General features: G+C 56.3%; 16 protein-coding genes and 1 pseudogene. 5 read left to right on the plus strand and 12 right to left on the minus strand.

All coding sequences use genetic code 11. From position 1 onward, the window contains the following. Positions 1 to 86, plus strand: an 86-nt coding sequence (locus EQW76_RS27195) for a hypothetical protein (RefSeq protein ID WP_143123458.1), incomplete at its 5' end; no start/stop codon positions are given. A gap of 601 nt (positions 87 to 687) precedes the next feature. After that, positions 688 to 1575, plus strand: coding sequence for a recombinase family protein (locus tag EQW76_RS27200; RefSeq protein WP_244617035.1), 888 nt, complete (start codon positions 688 to 690; stop codon positions 1573 to 1575). 959 nt (positions 1576 to 2534) lie between these two features. On the opposite strand, the gene EQW76_RS27205 is transcribed toward EQW76_RS27200, so the two are convergent. From EQW76_RS27205 to repA, 4 genes are all read right to left on the minus strand, one after another. Further along, a complete protein-coding gene (locus EQW76_RS27205; protein WP_143123450.1) occupies positions 2535 to 2846 on the minus strand; it encodes a KTSC domain-containing protein in 312 nt (103 codons plus the stop codon). A 1965-nt stretch (positions 2847 to 4811) separates the two neighbouring features. Beyond that, positions 4812 to 6026 (minus strand): plasmid replication protein RepC, encoded by a 1215-nt coding sequence (gene repC, locus EQW76_RS27210; protein ID WP_143123451.1) that lies wholly within the window; start codon positions 6024 to 6026, stop codon positions 4812 to 4814. A 153-nt stretch (positions 6027 to 6179) separates the two neighbouring features. After that, on the minus strand, positions 6180 to 7217 hold the full coding sequence (gene repB / locus EQW76_RS27215) for a plasmid partitioning protein RepB (protein ID WP_143123452.1): 1038 nt from the start codon (positions 7215 to 7217) through the stop codon (positions 6180 to 6182). Next, complete coding sequence (repA, locus tag EQW76_RS27220; protein WP_142832361.1) at positions 7214 to 8383, minus strand: plasmid partitioning protein RepA; 1170 nt, start codon at positions 8381 to 8383, stop codon at positions 7214 to 7216. Before repA ends, repB begins: the two co-directional genes overlap by 4 nt. A gap of 495 nt (positions 8384 to 8878) precedes the next feature. On the opposite strand from repA, the pseudogene EQW76_RS30285 reads away from it, so the two are divergent. Beyond that, positions 8879 to 9687, plus strand: a pseudogene (locus EQW76_RS30285) (HipA domain-containing protein); the annotation flags it as partial. A gap of 132 nt (positions 9688 to 9819) precedes the next feature. Here EQW76_RS30285 and EQW76_RS27230 read toward each other — a convergent pair. From EQW76_RS27230 to EQW76_RS27265, 7 genes are all read right to left on the minus strand, one after another. After that, positions 9820 to 10281 carry an MEKHLA domain-containing protein gene (locus EQW76_RS27230; protein WP_142832362.1) on the minus strand — a complete coding sequence of 154 codons (462 nt, stop codon included), beginning with the start codon at positions 10279 to 10281 and terminating at the stop codon, positions 9820 to 9822. Positions 10282 to 10603: 322 nt separating this feature from the next. Beyond that, positions 10604 to 11017, minus strand: a complete 414-nt coding sequence (locus tag EQW76_RS27235; RefSeq protein ID WP_143123453.1) for a curlin — start codon at positions 11015 to 11017, stop codon at positions 10604 to 10606. 169 nt (positions 11018 to 11186) lie between these two features. Then, entirely contained in the window at positions 11187 to 11585 is a 399-nt protein-coding gene (gene csgH / locus EQW76_RS27240) for a curli-like amyloid fiber formation chaperone CsgH (protein WP_142832364.1), read from the minus strand. Between the two features lie 61 nt (positions 11586 to 11646). Beyond that, complete coding sequence (locus EQW76_RS27245) at positions 11647 to 12084, minus strand: curlin (protein ID WP_142832365.1); 438 nt, start codon at positions 12082 to 12084, stop codon at positions 11647 to 11649. 789 nt (positions 12085 to 12873) lie between these two features. Then, positions 12874 to 13731, minus strand: coding sequence for a DUF3313 domain-containing protein (locus EQW76_RS27255; RefSeq protein WP_224128747.1), 858 nt, complete (start codon positions 13729 to 13731; stop codon positions 12874 to 12876). 72 nt (positions 13732 to 13803) lie between these two features. After that, positions 13804 to 16908, minus strand: a complete 3105-nt coding sequence (locus EQW76_RS27260) for an efflux RND transporter permease subunit (protein ID WP_143123454.1) — start codon at positions 16906 to 16908, stop codon at positions 13804 to 13806. Then, positions 16905 to 17981 carry an efflux RND transporter periplasmic adaptor subunit gene (locus EQW76_RS27265; protein ID WP_143123455.1) on the minus strand — a complete coding sequence of 359 codons (1077 nt, stop codon included), beginning with the start codon at positions 17979 to 17981 and terminating at the stop codon, positions 16905 to 16907. The genes EQW76_RS27260 and EQW76_RS27265 overlap by 4 nt, the downstream gene beginning before the upstream one ends. Positions 17982 to 18218: 237 nt before the next feature. On the opposite strand from EQW76_RS27265, the gene EQW76_RS27270 reads away from it, so the two are divergent. Both EQW76_RS27270 and EQW76_RS27275 read left to right on the plus strand, forming a co-directional pair. Then, a complete protein-coding gene (locus EQW76_RS27270) occupies positions 18219 to 18944 on the plus strand; it encodes a response regulator transcription factor (RefSeq protein ID WP_142832373.1) in 726 nt (241 codons plus the stop codon). Next, the gene (locus EQW76_RS27275; RefSeq protein WP_143123456.1) at positions 18937 to 20262 is read left to right on the plus strand and encodes an ATP-binding protein; all 1326 of its coding nucleotides are present in this window, start codon (positions 18937 to 18939) and stop codon (positions 20260 to 20262) included. Before EQW76_RS27270 ends, EQW76_RS27275 begins: the two co-directional genes overlap by 8 nt. Positions 20263 to 20704: 442 nt before the next feature. On the opposite strand, the gene EQW76_RS27280 is transcribed toward EQW76_RS27275, so the two are convergent. Further along, positions 20705 to 21043, minus strand: coding sequence for a hypothetical protein (locus tag EQW76_RS27280; protein WP_143123457.1), 339 nt, complete (start codon positions 21041 to 21043; stop codon positions 20705 to 20707). Between the last annotated feature and the right edge of the window lie 302 nt (positions 21044 to 21345).

The following is a 21345-nucleotide window of genomic DNA, read 5'->3' on the forward strand; positions in this document are numbered from 1 at the left end:
TGCTGGAGCTGATCGAGGTGCAGACCGGCTCCTATTTCGGCGAGGACGACATCATTCGCCTTAACGACGAATTCGGCCGCACCTGATAGAAATATTTTGCGATCGTCGGTGGCGGCGTGAGCAATAGCCTGATGGCCGACCCGTAACCACGGGACCGGCCGGCGCTTGGCCAGAGGGAACGGGCATCGAGACGCTCTCGGTAGAGAGCCGTCTGAGGCGCCCTTCGTGCCTTGATCTCCCTTTGCACATCGCCAAGCGTCGAATGACGCTTGTATGTCCCAGGCGGCGCTCGCAATGTTTTCCCGCAACGACCCCGCGCACTGCGTCGACTTCTGCGTCAAAGCAAGATGACGGCGCGGCGCCGCCTGTGAACAATCAGACCTGGTCACCATTTACCAAGCTGCCGTCATTCCTGTGGTTAAAGCAGCATTGCTGACTTGGTATCACCCTGATGCGTTCGCAAAGTCTTAGGCGCCATTTTCCTCACAAGCCGTCACCAGGCGATTTTACGCCCTGTGCTTCTCCACGGCTTCAAGACAAAGGCGTTTTGCCGCTCAGGAGGCCGTCTACGCGTATCAAAAACTTACTTGTAATGGGGCGGTTACTGATCCACATTGTTTGTACAGTGACGCATCGGGCCAATTGGGAGGACGCACGACTGTGATCCAACGTGCATCCAGCGACCTGTTGAAGCAGCAACGGATCATCGGCTATGCCCGCACTGCGAGCGATGAGCAATTTGAGGACACACAGCAGGCGGAACTGCTTGCAGCGGGTTGCGAGCGGATCTTTGATGAGCGTCCGTCTCATCCCTCTCACGGTCATCCCGTCCTGACGAGACTGCTCGGCGAGCTTCGGGCTGGCGACACCCTCGTCGTCGTGCGCCTCGACCGACTGGACCTCTCGCCAAGCTCCTTGCTGCTACTGATGGAGGACTTCGAGAAGCGTGGCGTTCATCTGCGCTCAATCATAGATATGATTGACACTTCTCCTCCCCATGGCATTGCGTGTCTTTCAATTGTTCGGGCATTGGTCCAGCTTGAGAAACGGCGTGGCAGCGAAAAGACCAAAGCTGGCATAAGGGCCGCAAAGAGCCGAGGAAAGCTAGCTGGAAATCCGGGTCTACGGGATCGGCGGCCGGAGGCGATCCAAGCTGCATCGAAAGCACGCGATAAAAACTATCTTTCCCAGTTGGTTGGCTCGGCAGATGTCTGGCTGCCGACAGTCAAGAAGCTTCGACCGGATCACAGTTGGGATAATGTCGTTCGCGTGCTCAACCGTCGCGGCATGGACTGGACTGTCGAGCGCCTCCGGCGCGCTGTCCACAGGATGGCCCGGGCCAATCTCGCCGATTCGGCCTTGCTCGCCCGGTCACCACGCCGCACGCCGGACGATCGCCTCATGACGCTCATTTCTGCAATAGCGATTGCCGATCCGACCTTATCGCTTCGAGGGATTGGGGCTCAATTGGAATTGCTCGGCGAGACACCGCCCCGCGGTGGCCGAAAGTGGCAACCATCCTCGGTTCGTCATTTTCTCGACGAGGCCCGCAGGTTCGGGCTGATACGCGACTGAGAGCAAAAAGGAGATACCGGATAAGCACCTTCGCCCTTACCTCAGCATCCAGAAAAATGAATTTTCACTTTGTCGCACCCGCCTTCTTGCAGGTATCAAATTCATCCACGCAAGTTCCCAGACATCTCATATGCTGGTCGTCATCTTTCTCGGAGTCGCATATATCGAAGCAAATATCTGCTCTGATGCGACATTGATTTTCGATCTGTAGGCCGCCACTCCGTGTTGACTTTGGAGTAACGGTCGTATCGGCATTTGCGCTCAAAGCAGAAAGGCTCACTACCAGAATCATACAGGCAGTACGAAATTCTGTTCTTAACATCCGTCGGCACCCGCTGGTACATTCTCAACTCAACGAAGATCATCGTCCGGGTCGGAATGTGTTGGCATCATCTTCCCTAATCCAAACCAATTGGCAAGAATTAATAGTAACATCAACTGGCATTCAAAATTTATCGGCGGTTGCCGATAATCGCACCGACTATTGGAATCGAGAAAACATTTCAATTTGACTGCGCGACGTTGGCGCCATTTACTTGTGATGCATTGATTTTTAATGCGGCGGTATTTTCCCATTTTTTTTAAACAGGAAGTACCAAAGGAATTTCCGCGGGACTACAACAACTAAGATGCAATACGCGCAGATGATGCTTGATGCAGCATACTGCCAGCAGTCAACTTGTCGGAAGATGGACAATCTGGATAACGCCGCCGGAAGCGGATTGGCGTCGAACTCAAGGTGGGTGGATATGAGGGAGGGTTGCCCACCAGCATTGCCACTGGGCAACAAGTGGGTGGGGTTACCGAGGCGACATCACCAGGTCGAGTATAAGAGCGATATACCTCGAGGTACATTGGATGGTTCAGCGCAAGACGTGGACGTGCCGGCCTGACATTTCGCGGGATGCATCGAAAAGACATGTGGCCAGCCTGTCTTTTACATCAATGCACATCGCCAGCTAGGAATAGACCGTCAGGTTAACATCAGCAGGCGAGGTCGTTTCAACACGCTTGATACGCCTGAGCAACACGAATTTGACGAGCAAGTTGGACAAGAGTTGCGGCCTGAGCGCCGCCCTTAGATATTTCTCATAGAACACGCCAGGCGTCGGATGCTCCGCAAAGGCCTTCACAAGCTCAAATGGTATGCTGCCGTAAACGCGGGTCTTGCCGTGCGCCGTGATAACTACAAGTCGGTTGCTCGCGAATTCATAGTGAACCGTCCGTACCGCTCTCGACTTAAAGTTAACTGTCAGGATTTCTGCGTCCATTGGATAAACCCCCTAGTATCGACTTATAATGCACTGCAACACAGAAAGTTCAAGTGTCATGAAATGACGCCAAGGGCTCGGTGCGCTCGAATCCAATGGGCCCGCGGGAAAAAGCAGGGGTCTCACCGCGCTTTACTCTGCCTTCACTGGGAAAATAGTGTCTTTATTTATGGCAATTATCGACTTTAACGCTCCATCCCTTGTTTATTGACTCAAACAACTGGAAGCTATTTAAAACCTTATTTCGAAGCCCTCACAGGCTGTGAGCAACACCGGTACTTTTACCCAATGCCGGCGTTTCAAGGCGTTCGATGACAGTGAGAGCCGGTGTAATTTCAAATCTTGAACTTCCACGACTGGAGAATGCCAAAACTAGTCCCATTGCAGTGGCGTTACTTGGAACGAAACAACCCGATCGGGTGCCTCCTCAAGCAGATTGTTTAATTCCCCAAGCGGCGATCTACGGCGTCCACTGCTGCTACCCGCGCGAAATAGGCCGGGAAACCTCACACTAACGCCGCGGGATTATTTCAAGAGGTCAGACCACGGCCGCCAGCAACCCATTCGCAAACTCCCGTCGGGGGTTTGTGTTCTTCGGCTTCGTGTCATTTCTGCCAATGAAAATTCCCCTCCATCTGGCAGACAAGCCAAATGCTGGGGCTCTCGTCTCTGGTCATCAAGTTGAATGCCGCCTCTCCTTGGGAGTTACGTCCTCTCTGTTCGTCATGCAACCGTCCGCTTGACAAGGACAGTGCTCTGGAAAAGCGGAGACCGACAGAAGCGCCGCACGAACGTAATGAATGCTGGCGGGAAGGAGCAGTCAAAAGAGCGTCCAGCATCCTGAGAGGACCGATCTGTCGGGCACCGGCTCCGCGCTTTGGCCGTTTTACCCTCGGTTGCGTATCGACTTCAACCGTCATATGAACGTGGCAGCGCACGTGAGAGGAGTGACGTAATGCTCATAGCGTCAACCACACTTGTCTAGTCTGCGTCACAATCCCGAGGCGTCGCCACCCAACATGACCTGCTTGGCACTAGCTACCGTCTTTCGGCCGAAACGTGGAAACGTCTGGCGTTTATCATTTTCCCTGGCGCTCATCGCTTCTGGCGTATGCGACTCCACGGCAACACTTTTTTGGTGCCTTGCGCTTTCAACTTCACCGGCCTTGTCAGCTGGCTGAGAGCGTTGCTTCTTTCGTTGGAACATGAAATTGCGCAGGAACTCTTCCGCCGTCGTGGGGATGAAAAAATCCTTGCGTTGGACAACGAAGTCGTTGTCTGCATTTTATGGCCCGCGGAGCAGCGCAGTCCCAACTTAACACGGCGTCCACACGCCAATGCGTGAAGCACACATGTCTCCTCCCGAGAATTTGCCCACAGGGGGGAATGCCGCTTACCGCGAGGCGGCTGCAAAGGTATGGGTGAAGAATTGCGATGCAATGTCGAACAGTCTCCGGCTTAGCCGCTGAGTAGAATGAATTTAGGCTTCTTGCTGGCCGCTAGTCTAAGGCCTGTCGTCGAACGGCGCCGTCTGACCAAGGGCGTGTTGCTGGCCAATAGGTGCTGCAATATGGAGTTCCGAAACTGCGCGGAGCGCTTCGTTCGCACGTCTTATGGAGGTTCAGTGGGCAAGCTTGGGGTTCTGCCTGTAACTCTCTCAACCGATCGGGAAATCCTATTCTTTCGGCTGACTGCACACTGTGTAGGACCAGTCTGGTTTCTATTGCGTTGTCGGCCTTTCGGAGCCTCGTTGGGGTCCAGTCATGTCGCCGTGCGATGTTCCGGCGTTCACATTGGTTACCCATGCTGTGGGCACGGGATAAGCTCGTCTTGGCATTCCGATCGTGCCTGTGACCCTCTTTGTTTCGTGGGACGAGGGGGTTTTGAGAAGTCACGGGACCGTTTAAATCGCGATTGACTGTCCCTTGGGCTGATGAAATGCGCAGTTTGCCGCGGCAAACTTTGCTAACCAAACGAGTGTTCCTCGCCAATGCTGGATTTAAGAAGCGCCATAATCATGGGACCGAGGGAAAAACGCCCCTCTCTCGCCCGCCCGGTTAGACTTCGAAGGTATCCGCCCGCAGAAGTAATAAAATTTGTGCGCTGTAAAATGCATGAAATCGTTGCAGCTGCGTTTTCTGGTCCCATAAGTTCGCATGCGTCCCGATAAGCAGACGGGCTGACTCCCAGCATAGACTTGACGACGACGGCCGCATTCATAAGCTCACGCCAATTGTTGATGGTCCCTCCTGGGCCATAGTCCGAGATAAGTGGGCACGCTCGCAAAATTGTTTCCAAAGGATACATCGCCCGTGCATCTCTTGCCGTGCTTTCGCTTCCAATGGGACGCCGTTGTGCGGTTTGTTTCACAGGCGGTTCAAATTCAATAGTAGAGTCAGGATCTGAATTCTGTATATGCCGGTCATTTTGACTGTCATTGCCGTTCATTTTTCCAGGATTAACCAACAAATGCAGACGGTTGATAAGATCGGCCTCGAGCATTTCCATCTTAGCTAGAGAAGCCTCTATTTCTGTAATCGTGGGTGAACGGGACATGCGGCGGACAATACCCAGATAGGTGTTTTCCATCTCATACCAATTCCCTTCTGCGCCTTCTTCGATCGCGGCTGTGAGGATCTTACGGACGTTACGACGGCATATCGTCAAGTCGGCCTTTGCCTTTCGCAATGCGTCTCGTTTGGCGGCCACTTCCTCGGCCAAACACAGAAACTCATCGGCTCTGGCGAGCAATGGGGAGAGATCGAAGCCGAACGCAGATTCTATGGCGCCGGATCTGTCCTTGCGGGCGTAGCGCTTGCCGTTGGCGCTGTCCTTGCGGATAATCAGACCCTTCTGGACCAAGGCGGCAATATGTCGGCGGATGGTTGCATCGGACATCTGATGGGCGCGCAGGGCAAGTTGAACGTTCGAAGGGAACACAACGAGCGCTCCATCCTGACGCAACTCTGCGTCAGGATGGAAGCTCAGCAGCGCGTTCAGAACTGTAAGGCTGCTAGATTGAAGGCCAAGCAGTGATTTTCCTGCCGCAATGTCGCGAAACACCTTCCATTTGTTTGCTGATTTTCCTGGTTTGATTTCCACAGCCGCCATCTGCCGTTTGATCAAGGCAAGCGTCACTGGCCGCCGCCCAAAGGGCGTCGTTACGCTTTCTGTGTGCATTATCTCTTACCTTTCGATAGGCAAAAGAAATCCGCTCACCAAAATGGTGCCGAGACTCTTGACTGTTTTTCAGGGAAGTGCGATTCTGTGTTTGCGGACTACAGAAGGGGCTTCCATGACGGCAACGTTTTGGGGGCCTTTTTCTTTTCCGGTCTACTCTCCGTTGAGTTGATGTTCGGCACTTTTCGATTTAAATTCATCGTAGAGTGCAGGTACTTGGTTCAGCAAGAACGCGGCGAAATCGGGCGCGTCTTTCGTGCTTATTGAGATATCCAGCGTGGCTTTGCCGTGTTTAATTAGCCCAAGACGATGCTGCCGGGGGCTTGTCCAAGGCTCTGCTGTTTGCCGCTCCGCGTTGGGCCTCAATTGTTTCAAAAGAGCCTTGAACCGCTCGTCCGATGGCAGACCCCGCACATCTTCGCTTTCGCTGATATCGATTGCCCTGTCGAGGTTGTTTCCTACGGTCAAATAGTCGGCAAATTCCATCCAACTACGACGACCTATGCCCGGAGCGGGACCGATCGCATCTATCAGCTCTCCTGGTATTTTGGCGACCACGGACAGCATGACCGACAGATCCCCCTTCTGAACAGAGAGGGCTGACATGATCACGTCCCGGGCAAAGCGCGCCTTCAAGCGATCAGCAAACCTAGCTTTTTCAATGTAGGTGAGATCCTGGCGCTCATTGTTTTCTTGTCCCTGCGCAACCACAAGCTGATCGTCGCTGAGATCGCGGACGATTGCCTTGACCTTCAGTCCGAGTTCTGCAACGGCACGAAGGCGCCGATGGCCAAACGCGACCTGGTATCGGCCTGGGACATCGGGGTGAGGGCGCACAAGAATGGGTACTTGTTGCCCTTGCTCACGAATTGAGACCACTAGCCCATCTATGTCGCCGGGCATTCGGTCTTGTAGAAACGATGCGTCAATTGTACTGGGATCCATATCAATGACCGATTGGCCGGCGAGCAGGCGCTTCTCGATATCGTCGGCACGCGCCTGACGCTCGCGTTCCAGTTCAAATGTCGAGCCGACCTGTTTGACGATCTTGTTTTCTGCTTTCGGCTGCTCAACGAGAGACAGCCTATCTTGCGGCTCGGGCATGAGTGGCAAAGTGCGCGGTTTGGCCTGGCGCGTTGTTTCGACGCGGCCAATGTTCTGCGGAATTGGCAAGATGTCTTTACGGCTCATGCTGCCCGTCCCCATGCTTTCCTGATGAGAGATTCAATCTCTCCGTTTACATTGTTCATCGCCTCCATGGCCCGATCATACGTCGCCCGCGTAAACGCAGCACGCTCAACCTCAAACAGCGTTTGATTGGTGAGGCCAGCATCAGAGACAGCTGTGGTCTTGAGCATGGGGTGGATCAGCACGTTGTCGCCGAACATGGCGCGAAGATAGCCGACCATTTGGTTTTGCGGCCCATCGCTCGGTTCGAACCGCGTGATGAGGTAACGCATCCATTTGTAGTCGAACTCCGCGCCGTGTCCTGCGATCTCGCGCAAAAGATCGGACATCATCGATAAGAACTGGTTCATCGACATCACGTCCAGCATTTGCGGGTGAACGGTCACCAATAATGAGGTCGCGGCGGCGATTGCAGACAGTGTGAGATAGCCAAGTTGCGGCGGACAATCCACGACGACAACATCATAGTTGTCTTTGACCGAGGCGAGGGCTGCCTTCATCCGCTGGAAGAACATAACATCGCCGGGCTTTCGCTTCATCAGCGCACGCGGGGTGTCATGCTCGAATTCCATGAGTTCGAGGTTGCCGGGTACGAGATGAAGATCGGGAATATACGTCCCCCTGACGATTTCGTGCATGGGCCGAGGGGCCTCGTAGCGCAGCGCACCGTAGAGCGTCTCTCCCTCGCCGACATCCGTCTCGGGCTGAACCCCTAGGAGGGTGGACAAGCTTGCCTGCGGATCGAGATCGATCGCAAGAACGCGATAGCCCCGCAACGCCAGATATTGTGCGAGATGTGCGGCGGTCGTGGTCTTGCCGGAGCCACCCTTGAAATTCATAACGGAAATGACCTGTAGATCTTCTCCGTTGCGACGGTGTGGAAGATAACGCCGACTTCCGCGGCCGACCTTGTCCAAATGATTGCGGATTTTATGCATATCCATCGCTGAATATGATCGCCGGCCTGCTGGGCCGGTGCTAACGTCGAGATCGTCGGCTAAGTCGTTCGCAAGAGTTCTCAGGTACACCTCTTTCACACCGATAAACCTTGCGGCTTCAGCCGGCTGAAAATAGCGGATCGTTTTATCCGCATGGGGCGGAAAGACGCTTAGATGATGGGCCTGAAGCTGACTTGACAGCGTATCGGAATGCCGCTCGATAAGCCCCATGAGACTTTCGTCTGCGGGCGGGATGTTACCAATGAGTTGAGCCATTTCAGAAGCCGATTATCCTAAATAGCGTTGCCAAGCGGAAATATGGCGTTGCTCCGATGCTTGCACTAAGCAGCGATTCTGGACGTGCTGCAACCGCATTTTGGGTAACGAGACGTTAACATCACTCGCGTTAATCTCAAATGGTGTTATCTTTCATAGCCTTAGTGCCTGTAGATAATTTACAGCGCTCAGGTGAAACTCGGTCATTTATCTACGTTATAGGACCCTAAAACAGGCCCGCGAGATGCGACCCACCGACTCAGCGTTGCAGTTGAGGCCTCTGTAGCCTCCTTCCGTCGTCGTCGATCACGCTTACATTGGATGCGTTACGTCTGCCGGTTGGGGTGAAAATATAGATGCGGTTGCCACCTTGAGGGACGGCCAGGCAACTGCGCGCGCGCAGACATGGTACGAGATGAGCTCGCCGATCGCGAGCAGCCTCTCTAGGCAGCCTTGCGGTTTTCGCTGGCCGGCGTGCAGCTGAAATTCTCGGGATTCTGGAACACGGGAAAGGCAGGTGGCCTGACCATACCGGCGGACGGGCTGGCGGTTCATGGATCGTGAACTGCCGTCGCAACAATATAGCGGCGTTCCCGAGAACGAGTTCGCGATGATGACGATCGCCGGTATGACGGGGATGAACGTACCCGAGATTCAGCTGGTCGATCTGGAAGCCGTCAGCGGCCTACCGCAAGGTCTCAGTGAGTTGCAAGGGTAGGCGCTGGCGATAAGGCGCTTTGATCGCACAACGCACGGGCCGGTCCATATCGAGAATTTCGCACAGGTGTTCGGCGTAAAACCCGACGATAGGTACAGCAAAGGCAATTACCCCAGCATCACGCGCATGCTGGGAATCTCGTCGCCGAGTTCATACGGCGGCTCGTATTTAGTACGCTGATATGCAATGGCGACATGCATCTGAAGAACTGGTCGCTGATCTATCCCGACAGACGAACACCGGCGCTTTCACCCGCTTACGACCTGCTATCGACGATACCCATATCGAAGGTGAGGATACGGCGGCACTAAACTTCTCGAGGACGAAGAACATGGCCGCGTTGTCAATGGACGAACTGGCGCGTCTCGCCGCCAAGGTGGAATTGTCCGAAAAGCTGGTGCTCGACACCGCACGCAAGACAGTCGAACGTTTCCGCGCAGTGTGGGACGCGGAGAAAGGCCACCAGCCGATAGCAGCCAAGTTCCGCAATATGATTGATGGGCATGCCGCCTCGACTGAGCTGTACCGTGAACCTGCATAAGCAGCGCTGGATCGACAGGATCGTCGATAAGCAGAAAAGACGGAAGCGATAGGGCGTCAGGCGTAGGCGTTCGCCGGGCGAGCGGTGCTCAACGACCAGCCCCACTTTCGTGCGCGTAAATTAGCAGACCGCCTAGTCTGTGATCGAAAATGTTGCAGCTTGCCCGTACGTCAGACCGTCTTGCTCGGTCAACTGCCAGACACAGCCATCCTCGATCCAAAAGCGACGCCCAGACTTTGCTATCCGAGCGCCCCTGTACCCGGAAGCATGCCCGTCGCGTGCAACTGTCTCCAAAAGCAGTTGTCGGTCAGCACGATTGGGAACTTCGGCGGAAAGACGGGATGGTAAGGACGTAAACTCTTGCCAGTCATATTCAAAACAACGTTGAGCTGACATATTCGCATAGATGAAGAGCGGATCTGGATCGGTGTTGTGAGCGACCACAGCGAATGGGGCGTGATGATAGAGCCAATGCGCATCGCTGTCATCGGGCACCAGCGCCTTGCCGACAATGCGCCGGTAACTGTCAACCAACAGATAAAACAATGCTTTGTCGTACCAGGGTTCAAGGACGATTCGGTCGGTTGATGGCATGCACTTTCCTCAATTGTTTGGACTGGATCAGGCGCCCAGTTGGACAATTGAGTGAGCCCATTTTGGTGCCAGCCGCATCCGAACTTCAAGTTACACAACGGCGCGCTTTCTGTGCGTGTCAGCTCTCTTAGCGCAGCAATTAGTCAACGGCAAATGCCGCGTCGTTCCCGGTCGCCAACGTATGCGTGGCCGCATCGCCGTTCTCCTTGCGCACCAGGCTTTCTATCGACCTGCTGACCGATGCACGCAAGCGCCGCGTTGTCCTGAGTAAGGTGACGCGTATGACCGACCTCGACCGACCTCTTTACATTGATGAACTGCGTTACCAGCCGTAGCTAAAGGTAGCACCGCTGCCGTTGTTCCCGTCCTGGACCACGTCGGTTCGAGCATTGCGCCCATATTGAAATATACCGTAGGCGTTGTTGTCGCCATTCTGCCGCAAGGTTGCGGAATGACCGTTGCCGTGTTGCTGGATGAATCCAAGATTGCCGCGACCCGCCTGAGCGATGCCAGCCACATTCCCCCGGCCCAGCTGGCGGATGTCAGCACCTTTCAGGCCGCGGAAGAGCGAATAGACGCGCAGTCCTGTTGAGAAAAGACCGCTATCCTCAGCATTGTCCGGCGCGAGATTGAAAGAGATCTGGCCGCCGGCATAGGCTGGCACAGACAAGGCTACTTGCCCGATGCTCCCAGCAAGAAGAGCGACGGTAAGGATTTTAATCACGTTGCGGGTCATCCTCGTCTCCATTCATCGGCTACCTCGGCCGTTGATCAACTTTCGCATCCTGTCGCTGAACCAGATTGGAATTGCCCGTTCACTTGTCGTTCAGTGGTGTGGTGTTGGTCGAAAGCAAAAAGGGCGCCAAAACGGCGCCCTTTTTCAGGGATTGCAGAGTGCTGAGCCTTTAGCTGCCGGGGATCTGTTTCGAGCAGCTGAAACTCTTGTCCCCGATCAGAACATCCAATGTGGCTTTGTATTTGATGCCTCCAGTTTCGAGGGAGACGGAGCTGAGGATTGTCGGATGTCCGACTGTCGCATCAAAATCGCCACTCTGATTAGTCGTAGAGATACCGCCGTTCCCCGTCTTCTCGACACGGAATGTGTAGGTTCCGCTGACATGCTTATCGACGTCGACACGCGCGTCCAGTTTCACCACACCTGCTCCGGGCGATACTTCGATGCGGCAAAGCTGCGCCGCGTCAGGTTGCCCAGCCGTCATCATCGCCGCGACGGCGGTCACGGGAAGCAGGGCCAGCGCAAGAATTGTCATCAGACGGCGCGGATATTCAACGCTATTTGGCATGGGTCATCCCCTATTGTCTGCGGTTGCGAACTTGACCTCTTCGACGTCATCGAGCCGCAGCTTACGGGCAGGTCTGGACGAAGGCTGCGACGTTGCCGTTGCCGCCCTGGCTGACATTTGCGCTGCAGCCGCTACCGACCTGGACGCCGGCTGCGATATTGCCGTTGCCATCCTGGGTAAGGATAGTCGTGTGATTGGAGCCAAACTGGCCAATACCAGCTACGTTGCGGTTACCGTTCTGATAGGTGGCGCCGTAATTGCCATTGCCCTCCTGACCGACAGCCGAAAGGTTATGACGACCGTATTGATGGCCGACAATCCGGTTGTAGCCACCGTTCTGATAGGTCCTGATCCTATTTTCGAACCCTTCCTGCGCGCCACCGGCAGAATTCGACCAGCCATATTGTTCGATACGCACATCGTTGGCCATGGCAGGGGCTGCGGCGGTAAGACCAACGAGAGCGACGAGTGCGGTTGCAATGAAAGACGTGCGGATCATGACTTTGTCTCCTCAGGCGGATAGGACCGCGGTTGAACACCCCTTTTCTAGACGCCAGCTTTGGAATGGAAGCTGAAGACACTATTCAGTCAGCGTTCACTCTCAGAGGCCGCCGCCAATGTTGTCACGGCCAAGTAACTGCTTTGAAAAGCGAAGGAATTGAAAAAACGCGCTTTAAGATTTGGGGTAACTTGGCCGGACCGCGCCAGATCGCTCGATTGATAACGCCAGTCGTGAGATTTACTCCCTCTGTCACGCAGGCAGGAAGGCCCTTATGATTTCCCTTGCCAGTCGATGGGGACGCCTTGTCGAGGCGTCGATGCAGCACCAGGAGCTTTCTATTTCCGCGCAAAGCTCATCGCGACGCTTCACCAGCGTTGTGAAGGATGCCCGAGGTCCAGACGCGTGGGTCGCGGTCACCAAAGCACGGATGGGATCGCCCAGGAGCACCGGCTTTCTATATCGGATGTGATGAGCTAGTGCGACCCAAACCAGATCGCTCCGGGCATCGGTTGGTGCGATGTGGTGCCAGTAGCCGAGGACGGCTTTCTGCACCCACTGAAGATAGATGGAATTGTTGACGTGCCCCTGCTCATCGATGTCGGTCGGCGAAACGACGATTGCAAGATCGAACGTTGGCGCGAACGAAGGAAGAGGCGAGGTCTCAGGTAGCTGCCTTTTATCAACTGGTTGAAATATCAATGGTCCTGCTCTCGGTATTGGGACGCAGCTTGGCTGCAGCGCGTCAGGAAAGGGCTCTGCCTCTTTGAAAGATGCCGTGGCCAAGCGCTAAAGCTTAGGGCCAGAATCGCTCCAGGATGGTGGCGTGCCAAGAAGGCTCAGGGCCAAACCGGAGACACCGGGTGCACGACCGTAAGCTTCACAGGCAGCGTTCTTTGGTGCCCCACCGAGTTGTGACCGCAATTTCTGCCGGGATGGGAGCGACACGTGTAAACCAGAGGTGTTCTTTCCTTTCACAAGCATTTCTGCGAATTGACCGGCAAAGGCAGAGGCAAGGCCGTAGGCGTCTCCGACTTCGGAGACCCTCGCTTGATTGGTGATCGAGTTCGCGCCGCGGGACCAAACGATGGCTGCCCTCTGCATGCCGTCCTTGTCGAGGGCTTCCGCTTCCACCGCTAGTCCTCCAAGGCCAATGGGGAGGCGAGGCACGCCAACGGGCAGGACGACCGAGCTTCCCAGACTGACGGCCGTCGATAATCCGGCCGCGAACTTGCCGGTTGGCACGATGTCCGTGATGACGGCCTTGACGGTGATGTCGGCGGGCTCGCCGGGACCAACGATGTTGTATCGATCGCTGAGGCCGATGCAGAGCGCTCGATCAAGGGCATTGGAGACCAGACGCCCGTCGCCAGTATTGTGAATGCTCGAGGAGGCCTGAGGCGACAAGCGTGTCGAAGAAATTGCAACTGTAGTCGCAGCCAGCAATGCTGGTGTATCTACGTAGGAGCGGGACTTGCTAAAGCGCCCTTCGCTCGCTCCCAGACTGCCGTATGACGTCAGCGCCCCGGACTCGGTCAGCGGAACCGAGCTGCAACTTGCAAGACTGAGCGCGACACAAAGTCCGGCCGCCTTCCAGATGACGAGATGGGTTTTGAAAACGGTCTGGCGCAAGTCTTTGATCGTCATAGCCATTAAAGTCCAATTTTCAGGGAGATACACATTGTCGTGGAATCGGGTTGCCGTTGCGGCTCGCCTCCGTCAACCCAGGTCTACAGCGCTCTGCTGCGATCGCGCGGGAACGGCCCGCCTGGCTTCTGCCGCAAGCAAAAGCGACATCGCTGAGGGCAGGAGGGTCAGGGTCAGGAGCGTGGCAACCGCGAGCCCGCCGATGATCGCCGAGGCCATCGGGCCCCAGAAGATCTCGGAGGCGATCGGGATCATGCCAAGGATGGCAGCGCAGGCTGTCAGGACGATCGGTCGTGCACGGTGGAGGGATGCCGCGATGATCGCCTCGTCGGGCAGTTGTCCCCGCGCAACATTCTGGTCGATCTCCTGAATGAGGATGACCGCGTTGCGAATAATCATGCCGGCAAGGGCAATCACACCGAGTTGCGCAACAAAGCCCATTGGCGTGCCGGTCGGCAGCATCGCAAGAACCACACCGACAAGCCCGAACGGAGCCATCAGGAGAGCAAGCGCCATGCGCGTGAAACTCTGCAATTGGATCATGAGGAGGGCGACGATGACGAATATCATGACGGGAACGACCGCGAAGATGGAGGAATTGCCCTTGTCGGATTCTTCCGTGATACCGCCTGCGGTGATGGTGTAGCCGAAGGGAAGATCCTGACGCAGCGCGTTGAGCTGTTCGTCGACCTTTCCAGCGACCGTTGCGGCGAGGGCGCCATTCTGGACGTCCGACTGCACGATGATCATCGGTTTGCCTTGCCGCCTCCAGATGATCGGGTCTTCCATGCCGTAGGCAACGGTCGCCACCTGACGAAGCGGCACATGGCTTCCGTCGCCGGTACGAAGCTCAAGATTGCTCACCTCGGCAACGGACGTGCGGTCAGCCTCGGTGCCCTTGACGACGACATCCACCAGCCTGTTCCTGTCGCGGATCGTGGTGACGGTCGATCCGGAAAAGATCGCTGTGATCTGGTTAGCGATCGATTCCGAACTCATGCCGAGCGCCCGGGCCTCGGTCTGGTTCACCAGAATGGTCACGCTCTTTTGCGGCTCTCCGGCGGTCATATTGACGTCGCAGGCATCCGGATTGCTGCCGATGATGGATGCGACTCTTGCCGACAGGACGCGAACCTGCTGATAATCGGGCCCGGACACCCGAAATTTCAGAGGCCAACCGACGGGAGGCCCAAGTTCGAGCGGCGAGACGCGCGTCACCAGATCCGAGAACTTGTCGTCCAGCGCAGTTTCAATTCTCTGGCGGACGGCGTCCCTGGCCTCGACGCTCTTGGCGACCACAATGGTTTCGGTCACGTTGTCGTTTTCGAGTTGAAGGTCCATCGGAAGGTAGAAGCGGACAGACCCCGATCCTACATAGGTGGTGTAGTGATCGATGTCCGGGTCCTTGGCGAGAACATCCTCCAACTGCTTGGCGCGGATCTCTGTTGCTGCCCGCGACGCGTTCTGGGGCAGGGTCAGGCCAATTAACAGCTCCGGCCTGTCGGATGCCGGGAAGAACTGCTGCTCGAGGCGACCGAAGCCCGCAACCGACAGGCCGAATGCCACAAGCGAGCAGATGATCGTCAGCCAGCGATGCCGCAGCGTCCAGGCCACGCTCCTGCGATAGAGGGTCGATATCCGGCCCGCTTCGCCGTGAGAGTGAGCCAGTGCCTTCGGCAATATCCACGTGCCGAGAAGGGGCGAAAAGAGAACCGCCACGATCCAGGACGACGACAGTGCGATGAAGATCACCATGAACAGCGAGAATGTATATTCTCCGGCACTGGACGCCGCAAAGCCGACGGGAATGAAACCGGCGATCATGACCGCTGTGCCGGTCAGCATGGGGAAGGCGGTTGTCTCGTAGGCGTATGTCGCGGCAACGGAGCGCGACTTGCCATTCTCCAGGCAGGAGACCATGCTTTCGACGGTGATCATGGCATCGTCGACCAGCAGACCCAGGGCAATGATGAGAGCCCCCAAGGAGATCCGCTGAAGACCGACGCCGGCGATTTCCATACCGAAAAATGTCAGGGCCAGGACGAGAGGTATGGAGATCGTCACCACCAGGCCGGCCCTTGTGCCCAGCGACACAAAAGAAACGGCAAGGACGATAATGATCGCTTCGACCAGGACTTTCGTGAAGCCGTCGACTGCATCCTCGACCACTGTAGACTGATCCGCGACCTCGCTCATTTCGATGCCGGCTGGCAGCTGGGACGCAATGGCTTTCATCTGCGTTTTCAGGGCCTGGCCAAAGGTCAGGAGGTTGCCGTCCTTCGCCATGGAAATCGCAAGTGCGATCACTTCCTTGCCGTTGACGCGCACGGTTGGTGCGGGCGGGTCAACGCTGCGTCTCGAGATGGTCGCTATCGAATCGAGCCTGAAATAGCGACCGCCGAGCTTCAGCGTCATGTCCTTGAGAGTGTCCTCGGAAGCGAAAGCCCCGCTGACCCGGACAGAAATCTTTTCTTCCGTCGTCTGGATCAATCCGGCGGGACTGACGGCGTTTTGGGCGCGGATCGCTTCGATTGCGGCAGCCGGATCGATCCCGAGACTGGCAAGCTTGCCCGGCGAGAACTCGATCAGAACCTGTTCTTCCTGGGTGCCGAGAAGATTTACCTTGCCGATATTGGGTAGCGAGAGAATTGCCTCGCGGATTGCCTCGACGCGATCCCGCAGTTCTCTTGGGCTAAATCCATCGCCATGGAAGGCATAGATGCTTCCATAGGTGTCGCCGAATTCGTCGTCGAAGAAAGGCCCGGAGACGCCTTCCGGTAATGTCGATGAGATATCCGACACCTTCTTGCGAACTGTGTACCAGATTCCATCGACCTCTGCGGGCGGGGTGTCGTCGCGCAAGTTCACCATGATCACAGCTTGGCCGGGACGCGTATAGCTCTGCGTATAATCGAGGTGTGGCGTTTCGGAGAGTTTCTTTTCAAGCTTGTCGGTCAGCAGACTAACAGTTTCGTCGACGTTCGCGCCGGGCCAGCTCGCGCTGACGACCATCGTCTTGATGGTAAACGGAGGGTCCTCGTTACGAGACAGCTTCAGATAGCTCAACACGCCGCCTGTGATCGTCGCGAGCATCAGGAAAATCACCAGTGAGCTATGGGTGATCGCCCATCTGGACAGATTGAAGCGGTTGCCGGAGGTGCTTGGGTGAGGGCTCATAGACGGTCGTCTTTCTCGACGGTGACGGCTTCGCCGTCACGCAGCTTGGTGACACCGGCTGTCGCGACAAGATCGCCGTCGCCAAGGCCGTCGGAAACAAACATGCTCCTGCCCGCGTACCGCTCTATCTTGACGGCCCGCGCATGAACGGTTTTGCTCTGGGGCACGTAGACAAAGACGGCCTGATCCTGGCCCAGACGGATCATCGCCGACGACGGAACCTCGAACAGGCGCGTTGGCGAAAGGATCACCTTGCCGCTGACGGCAGCCCCCATCGGGAAGCCCTGGACCGGGTTTTGCAAGGTCACCCTGACGCGATAGGTTCGGGTTTTTGCATCAGCCGATGGCGTGACCTCCCGCACCTTTCCCGTTGCGGTCTTGGTCGGGTCGGATAGGAGCCTGATCTGGATCTCGGGGTCGTTCAGGTTCTCGTTCCACAGTTGCTCGGGGATATCGAAAACCGCATCCAGTTCCGCGTTCGAGCTCAGCGTCATTACAGTCTGGCCGGAGGTAACGACCTGGCCCACACCAGCAGAGACGCCGGAGACTATGCCATCGCGATCGGCCCTCAGGTCGGTGTAGGAGAGAGACTGTCGGGCGCTGTCCAGAGCCGCGTTTGCCGCCTCGAGCTTTGAATTTGCGGCGTGGAGATTGGCGTCACCCTGCTGAACCTGCGCGCGCGAAATGGCATTTTTTGAAAACAGTTCCCAATTGCGCGCTGCGGTGAGCTCGGCGAGCCCTACGTCGGACTTTGCTACATCGACTTGCGCCGACGCGGACGAGACGTTGATAGATGACGGGATCTTGTCGACACTTGCGAGGACATCGCCCGCTTTGACGGAGGTGCCGTTCTCGATCCGAAAGACAATCTTGCCCTCCAGCCGGAAGCTCATCGGGATCTGATAGCGTGGCTGAACCTCGCCGGTTTGACTGAAGGCTTGGCCAATAAGATGCGATTGAACTGTCACGACCATGACAGTGCGCGCCCTCGGTGGGGGCGCCGCATCGTCCGAGCAGGCAGTTAGTCCTGTTGCGCACAGGGTGGCGCAGCAGGCAAGGATACGGCTGAGCATAGGCACTCCAGTAGGGCTGCATGCCGCTCGACAAAGCGACGCAAATTCAGTGCCTGATCTCTGCCACATGGGTTTCGGGGCGTGCATTGCATTGTGTTAAGTTTTGTTTCAGCCGAGGAACCGACCTTGCCCGCCAGCAACAAAACTTAATCTTTCGCATCCCCAGGTGCGCGCAGTACCGTGGTATGAGAGACCAAATACGGGAGACAATTGCTCATGGAGCCAGCCTGCACCCCCATGTCCAATGCGCCGAAAATCCTCATTGTCGAAGATGATGCCCAGATTGCAGGTCTCGTTCGGGACAGTCTCGTGGAGCAGGGAATGGTGGTCGATATTGCGGCAGACGGTGCGGCCATGGATGCAAGGATGAGAGCGGATGACTTCGATCTCGTCGTTCTCGATGTGATGCTTCCTGGTGAGGACGGGTTCAGCATATGCCGGAGGCTTCGCGGGGCCGGCGATATTCCCATCCTGATGCTGACATCCGTCAGTAGCGATATCGACAGGGTTGTCGGGCTCGAGATCGGTGCGGACGACTACGTCACCAAGCCCTTTGTCCTCAGGGAACTCGTTGCCCGCATCAAAGGGCTACTCCGCCGATCGAGACTCGCCTCTCCCCCGATCGAGGTTCGGCGAAAACGCATTTTCCGTTTCGACAACTGGCGTATTGATCCGATCCGGCGGCAGGTACACGACCCGAGCCATGCGCGCGTCGCCATGACAACACATGAGTTTGACCTCCTGATCGCTTTTTGTCAGAACCCCGGTCAAGTGCTGACCAGGGAACAGCTGCTGGCTCTCACCCACGCGGGTCTGGCCGGCCCGATCGAACGCAGCATCGACGTTCATATAAGTCGCCTGCGGCAAAAGATCGAACTCGACCCTCGCGATCCCTTGATTGTCAAAACGGTCCGGATGGGTGGCTACGTCTTCACGGCGGCGGTGGAGGAGGTCGATGCCTAAGACTGCCACCAGCATCCCCAAAACCCTTCGTGGTCAGATCACGCTCATCATTCTGGTGGCTTTGGTGACGGTCATTGTCTGTGGGCGGGCGCTGGAAAACCTTGCCAAACGAGACTTTACCGCACCCAACCTCGAAAGGGCTGTCGAGCAGGTGAAGACCCTGGCGATGCTTCTGTCGCAGACCCCTTCAGCGGATCGTCCCGCCATTGTTGCAACTGCCCGACGTGCAGGACTGGACGTCTCGCTCGCACCGATTTCGATGGTTTCGCAATTCAAGGGCTCGTCCGAACTCCAGAGCGTTGCCGAGACGTTTGCAGACTTGCTGTTTCCTCCGGACGGCGAGCCGCCTCTCGGCGGATGGCGAGCGCTGCTAGATGGGCGACGGGTCATTGCGCAGCGGGTCGACGAGGAAAACATCGTCGTGTCCTTCGGTTTTCCGGACACGATCATAACGAGCTCATTCCTCAGCCAAAGCACGTATTATTTCATGGCGGTCATCGTGCTCATCGTCTTCTTCTTCATCTTCGCGATTCGGACGGTGACAGAACCCATCAAGAAAATCTCCGAAGCAGCAACGCTTTCGGACATCAGCAGCGGCTCGCGTATTTTCGAAGAGCGCGGCAGCGTCGAGATTGTCTCTCTGGCGCGCGCGCTCAATGGCATGCGAAACCGGATCCATCTCATGGTCGAGGGCCGCACGCAGATGCTGAGAGGCATCAGCCACGATGTGCGCACGCCGCTGACGCGGCTCAGATTGCGGATCGAGCGTATGGGCGACGGCTCTACGCGAGACGCGCTGCTGACCGATATCGACCATATGGACAGGTTGCTCACAGAAAGTCTGAACTATCTTCGCGATGACTACGCCACCGAGGAGGTGGAACGGGTCGACGTCGCCAGCATCCTGCAGACCGTGTGCAGTGATTTCTCAGACGTTGGGTTCAACATGACCTATCGCGGGCCCAATAAAATGATCGCCAATTGCCGTCCGCTTTCCATGATGCGCGCTGTTACAAACCTCTGTGACAATGCCTCGAAGTTTTCCAACTCCGCCTGTGTTGAACTCCGGCAAACCGCAACCGGCTTTTCCATCTCGGTCGCCGACGACGGGCCGGGAGTATCCGAGGAACTCCGCGAAAAGGTGCTCCAACCGTTCTTCAAAGGAGATCCGTCACGACGCGGCCAAGCAGGCTTCGGTCTCGGCCTGTCTATTGTGGCCGACATCGCCCGCTCCCACGGCGGCAGCATCTCCTTGTCCTCCAATCAGCCCCACGGTCTCATAGCGCGGATCAGCGTACCTGATGCTAGACATGATTGAAGCGAAACGGAGACTTCCAAGAAGGCGAGCGGCGTGGATACAGGAAAGCGATTAGTGGCGTCGGTGACGAATTCGCTTGCCCCTCAAGGCTGGTGATCACGGCGTCTGCCGAATTGCTGACTATCCTGTCCCCTGCCTTTGTAGTGACTTCGGCGCAATGAGGTTCGAGCTCTGCTTGCACATGAGGGTGTGAGTCTAGACTATGCCATATGCCATGCTTATCCGGCATTTGGCGCTGGCGTCGAGACGGCGTGGATTGAGGCGTCGCCTTACCGCCACATGCCTGATCTGAATGCGTACGGCTGGCTTTTGACGGCGCTGGAAGGATGTGGTCACCTCGGCATCGCGTGCTCAGACGGACAGCGTCACGTCAAGCGTGGGCCTTCCTGCTGGCGAAGCTTACGGCAAGGACGGCGAAGATGAGCGTTCCTGTTCCGACCTGTTATCGGCTGCCGGGCTTCGTGAAGGGCACCACGCGACCGTCCTTGGACTCCCCCTCATCCAGAGTATGCCGACCGATCAGCTTGACAAGAGTGGGTGAGACGTTCCAGTGCTTTTCGTCATCGGTATGGATCGTGACGGTTTTACGATTTCGACGGATGACGATCCCCGTAATCGTTTTGCCGTCGGTCGCCTCGAACATGACGGCACTGCCAATCTTAATCTGCCGCAATGCTTGATCTGTTTTTTGCCGATGGAGAAGATGAAGCCGCTCGACGATACGCTCGTTCAATGCCAGCAGTTCGGCCTCATCGAGCGTGTGGATATCGATATCGGTCATGGCGCAGCTTCATCCCTCAATGACAGTTTTCTTCAAGGACCATTTCGATTATGATGTAAGCTGCACACCGACACAATTGCCTGACAAACCGGCCGCGATAAAATCTGCCCATATACCCATTTTACAGCTCAAGACTTCGACGAATTTCTAACGATTAACTCTATATTTTATTTGCATTTTGTACTCATAACGGCACCCAAAGGGAGCCAAATTTCCGCTGCATCTACCACTCCCGCACCCTGTCTCTTCGCGTCTACCGGCATTGGCCCTTGCGAGCGACATCAGCATCGGGCCGATGGCGA

Origin of the sequence: Rhizobium sp. rho-13.1, assembly GCF_007000305.1 — a bacterium.
In the GTDB taxonomy this organism is placed as follows: Bacteria; Pseudomonadota; Alphaproteobacteria; order Rhizobiales; family Rhizobiaceae; genus Rhizobium; species Rhizobium rhododendri.

Coding starts and splice junctions, on each gene's coding strand:
- EQW76_RS27205 (WP_143123450.1), bottom strand. CDS start 2,846: ATGGACGCAGAAATCCTGACAGTTAACTTTAAGTCGAGAGCGGTACGG.
- repC (WP_143123451.1), bottom strand. CDS start 6,026: ATGCACACAGAAAGCGTAACGACGCCCTTTGGGCGGCGGCCAGTGACG.
- repB (WP_143123452.1), bottom strand. CDS start 7,217: ATGAGCCGTAAAGACATCTTGCCAATTCCGCAGAACATTGGCCGCGTC.
- repA (WP_142832361.1), bottom strand. CDS start 8,383: ATGGGGCTTATCGAGCGGCATTCCGATACGCTGTCAAGTCAGCTTCAG.
- EQW76_RS27230 (WP_142832362.1), bottom strand. CDS start 10,281: ATGCCATCAACCGACCGAATCGTCCTTGAACCCTGGTACGACAAAGCA.
- EQW76_RS27235 (WP_143123453.1), bottom strand. CDS start 11,017: ATGACCCGCAACGTGATTAAAATCCTTACCGTCGCTCTTCTTGCTGGG.
- csgH (WP_142832364.1), bottom strand. CDS start 11,585: ATGCCAAATAGCGTTGAATATCCGCGCCGTCTGATGACAATTCTTGCG.
- EQW76_RS27245 (WP_142832365.1), bottom strand. CDS start 12,084: ATGATCCGCACGTCTTTCATTGCAACCGCACTCGTCGCTCTCGTTGGT.
- EQW76_RS27255 (WP_224128747.1), bottom strand. CDS start 13,731: ATGACGATCAAAGACTTGCGCCAGACCGTTTTCAAAACCCATCTCGTC.
- EQW76_RS27260 (WP_143123454.1), bottom strand. CDS start 16,908: ATGAGCCCTCACCCAAGCACCTCCGGCAACCGCTTCAATCTGTCCAGA.
- EQW76_RS27265 (WP_143123455.1), bottom strand. CDS start 17,981: ATGCTCAGCCGTATCCTTGCCTGCTGCGCCACCCTGTGCGCAACAGGA.
- EQW76_RS27270 (WP_142832373.1), top strand. CDS start 18,219: ATGTCCAATGCGCCGAAAATCCTCATTGTCGAAGATGATGCCCAGATT.
- EQW76_RS27275 (WP_143123456.1), top strand. CDS start 18,937: ATGCCTAAGACTGCCACCAGCATCCCCAAAACCCTTCGTGGTCAGATC.
- EQW76_RS27280 (WP_143123457.1), bottom strand. CDS start 21,043: ATGACCGATATCGATATCCACACGCTCGATGAGGCCGAACTGCTGGCA.